The sequence below is a fragment of the Paenibacillus puerhi genome, from assembly GCF_009846885.1.
In the GTDB taxonomy this organism is placed as follows: Bacteria; Bacillota; Bacilli; order Paenibacillales; family NBRC-103111; genus Paenibacillus_G; species Paenibacillus_G puerhi.
In genome coordinates this window covers 1-3,422 of record NZ_WUWM01000072.1, presented here as the reverse complement: position 1 = coordinate 3,422, position 3,422 = coordinate 1, and the positions used below count along the sequence as shown (strand labels likewise).

Annotated in this window: 5 protein-coding genes; 1 reads left to right on the top strand and 4 read right to left on the bottom strand. The window is 40.8% G+C overall.

The genetic code is table 11. The annotated features are described in order from the left end of the window. Positions 1-271 (top strand): hypothetical protein (locus GSF01_RS29990; protein WP_235941795.1); only part of this gene is annotated, 271 nt, incomplete at its 5' end. A gap of 90 nt (positions 272-361) precedes the next feature. On the opposite strand, the gene GSF01_RS28915 is transcribed toward GSF01_RS29990, so the two are convergent. The 4 genes from GSF01_RS28915 to GSF01_RS28905 all read right to left on the bottom strand — a co-directional run bounded on the left by GSF01_RS28915 (position 362) and on the right by GSF01_RS28905 (position 3,027). Then, positions 362-691: a hypothetical protein gene (locus tag GSF01_RS28915; RefSeq protein WP_159888728.1), complete on the bottom strand. Its 330-nt coding sequence runs from the start codon at positions 689-691 to the stop codon at positions 362-364. Between the two features lie 23 nt (positions 692-714). Continuing rightward, a complete protein-coding gene (locus GSF01_RS29985; RefSeq protein WP_235941794.1) occupies positions 715-1,005 on the bottom strand; it encodes a hypothetical protein in 291 nt (96 codons plus the stop codon). A gap of 17 nt (positions 1,006-1,022) precedes the next feature. Beyond that, entirely contained in the window at positions 1,023-2,210 is a 1,188-nt protein-coding gene (locus tag GSF01_RS28910; RefSeq protein WP_235941793.1) for a polymorphic toxin-type HINT domain-containing protein, read from the bottom strand. 430 nt (positions 2,211-2,640) lie between these two features. Beyond that, on the bottom strand, positions 2,641-3,027 hold the full coding sequence (locus GSF01_RS28905; RefSeq protein WP_159888727.1) for a hypothetical protein: 387 nt from the start codon (positions 3,025-3,027) through the stop codon (positions 2,641-2,643). Between the last annotated feature and the right edge of the window lie 395 nt (positions 3,028-3,422).

Genomic DNA, 3,422 nt, shown 5'->3' with positions numbered 1-3,422 from the left:
TTGCTTGATGAGCACCTTCCATGGAGTCCAGCAGTTAGGCAACATTGTACATAACGCAAAGCCTATGGATTCTCATGAACCATGGGCTTTTCTTTTTCAATACACCTGGTTATTAGACGCTTACCAAAAAACAGGTCAATCATGGTGGTATCTGACCATAATCGACCTGTCCAACGCAATGGAATACGGTTATTTAGGGTATAAATTCAAGCATTGCATGTGCGTACAGGCATATGAGGGGAAATATCATACGGGGGTGATGAGGGGTTAAGTTCTTTTGGACGTAGCCGCCCAATTCATTCGGCAGGGGATGGGGGGTAAAAGAAAGACCTTGGAGTTTGTCGCCCCCAAGGTCGTAAACTTATTGAAAAACAATATGAAACAAAAATGCCTTTTTATTGTCAGTCGAAGAGAGTAGGTAGTACTCGATTGAACTTTCTTTATCTTCCCTGACATAGAATGTTGATTTATACTCAACAAACCTTACCAATGAAGCAAACATGGTTTTTGTCGCGTTTAAGCTAAACTCTTTTAGTTTAATCACAATGTTGAATTGATTTTCATTAAACTTAACTGAAAAGTCAGCTATATTATCTTGCCTCTCAAAAAAGTCAGTTGTCTCAGACCAAACTCCTATTTCATATTCTGTATTTAACGTTTTTGATAGTTCTAGCAAAACATCTTTATTCATTTCTCTTTATCAACTCCGTAGCATCATTTTTGGGGTTTCGGAATATACACACCACCCTCGGCAGGGGAATGTACAGAAACAATTCCTCCACTTTCGTTGGTTACAATCTTGTTACCACGGGAGTCTGTATATTCCCAGGTTTTCCGCCCTTGGTCATCAACCTTACTTTTTCTATTCTTTTTGTTGTTATTGATAATGTTATCGATTGCTTGAGGAGTAAATCCTCTTTCGTTCGCACGTTGAGCGCCATGTTCGCTAAATGAATGACCACCGGGAGTTTTGTCTCCTGTTTTAATACAATTCGTATTATGCACCCAAATTCCAATATCCGTTACATAATACGTATGGTAGTCAGCAACCGTAAGTTATAAACCGTAACCGGCTTATCCAGTTTAACGAACTCAACCTTGTCAATTGTTAGATTGCTTCCGTCTGCCTTTTGAAGTTTATCGCCTACTTGAAGTTCATCAGCGAAGACCCACCCTTTGCCTTCAACCCAAAACGGATGGTTATCTGTTGTCTCGATGATTTGCTCCCCAACATGCAACTTAATAGTATCATCACGTTGGTTACGGTATAAAGCAGTTACTTCTTTATATGCCAATTCTCCATTCGAATCATATTCAGACTTGGCGAGAACCTTATCTCCGACTTCAATGTCTTCGATATTCTTCTCCCCTTCGTCTGTTTGAACCTTGGTTCCAACTGTAAAGCAATTGCATGGCACATTCTTTAATGCACGAATAGAATTTTCAGTTATTTCTACTTCCCTAGAAATAGTTTTGTACTTATTGGCTAAGCTTATGAGATACTTCCCACCCTTATATACTTTTCCAACTGGCACAAATCCTAATCCTGACAAAGTCTTATCAACAACAGAAGATTCAGAATCAAGTAGCGTATTCACATCATCCAGAACTGCAAACTCGGCAACTGCCATTGACCCCCTGTAGACACTATCTGTTGCCAACTTAATATAATGTTCAGCGCGGCTAACTATCTGCCTGCAATAATTAGCACCCTCACTATTACTTATCCCACAATGTCCGCTCGGATCGGTATACCTCAACGGATTGTTATAAACGTAAGTATAAAGATTCAACGTCAGCGGATTCGTAATATCCCCTTCATACGTATCCTCATTAATAAACCTATGCATACTTGGATCGTACCAACGCGCTCGCAGATATTGGAGATGCGTCGCATTGTCCCACATTTCTCCACTGTATCTAAAAGGCTGGGACACCTGCTCGATCTGCTGCTTCGGATTCCCCCAGATGTCATAGGAATAAGAATTCAGCCTTGCCCCCGTACGATCACGCAGCTCCACTACGTCTCCATGGGCATTATGAATATAGTAGTCCTTTCCCCGGGAATCCTCTCTGGCTATGAGCCCCCTTCCTCGAATATATCTAGCTGTCAGCGTTACGTCACCATTCTTTACTGCTGCCTCTGCTATGATCTGATCTCCATCCCAGTAATAGCGAGTGGTCTGCCCATTCTCGGTACGTTCCCACAACTGGCCATCTGCATTGTAGGTATAAGATACGGTTCGGTCCAGACCCTGCTTGACAGTCACAATCTTTAACCATTAGAGGATAATCATCCGAGGGTGATGAAGGTTAAGTTCTTTCAGACCGTGCCGCCCGTTCTATCCGCCAATCTCCGCCGCTATAACCAACTCTATACCTGTCATTGTTTCTAGTTGGAAGCCTAGCAGTTTCATCAGACTTTCGATTCCTCTCTCCACACGAGTGAATTCACACGATTGTAGAAGAGGATATTACGGATAAATCCTTTGACGATGAACGCTTGTCTTGGAAATCTCGGCTCATATCGCCATCTTCCGCTATCAGCGATAGAGCCGTAGCATATAATGCAGTTTTTTCGTTGCCGTAGCATGAAGTAAAAGAACCACAACGCGGGGTCGCATTGTGGTCTAGTATAAATTATAGCTTCCTTGCTAATTCTCTAAGGGAATTGACATAGCTTTCAGGCTCACTGCGATAATAAACTGTCATCTGTTTTTCATCTTTATCCGAATCTTCGTGAAAAACTGTAAGTGCACTATGAGAAAAAATACACTTCCAAATTTCCCCGTTCTTACTATCTATCAAATTGGGATCAAGTGATTTAACTTTTCCGGTAAAATGTAAGTAAAGGTAGCTTTCATTACTATGGCAATCAAAGGAGTGAGAGGTAGACATAATTGTAGGCACTTCACGTTGTAGCTTTGTTACCAATAGCTGCCCCGACTTGATACTCTCGTTCTCCGCAATTAAACTTATCGACTCAATGCTATCCTGCAACACTAAACTAAAGTAATAAGTATCCATCCGATTCCCTCCTCTCTAGTATGGTATTATTGCCTTTAAAATTCTTCCTAACAATTGACCAAAGGCCGCTATCCCACCACCTGCAGAAGCACTGCTGAATTAGTAACTGCACCAGCAATAGCCCCAGCATTATTTGTAATTAAATGAGTTAGCCAGCTTAGCTAGCTAACTTTGTAATAGGGAAAATCTTCCCGTATACATATCGAGAAGCTATCTATAAAATTTAATGAATAGGACTAAGCTTAACACTAAAAAATTTATAATAACTCACTAGCGTTGCATTAATTTTCTCTGAATCTTCACAATCTTCTATCATTTAAATATCTGAACAGAAAAAAGATCCTTTACAATGGAATGGCAGGTAGTACTGTCCATAATCCACCGAAAAGGATCCA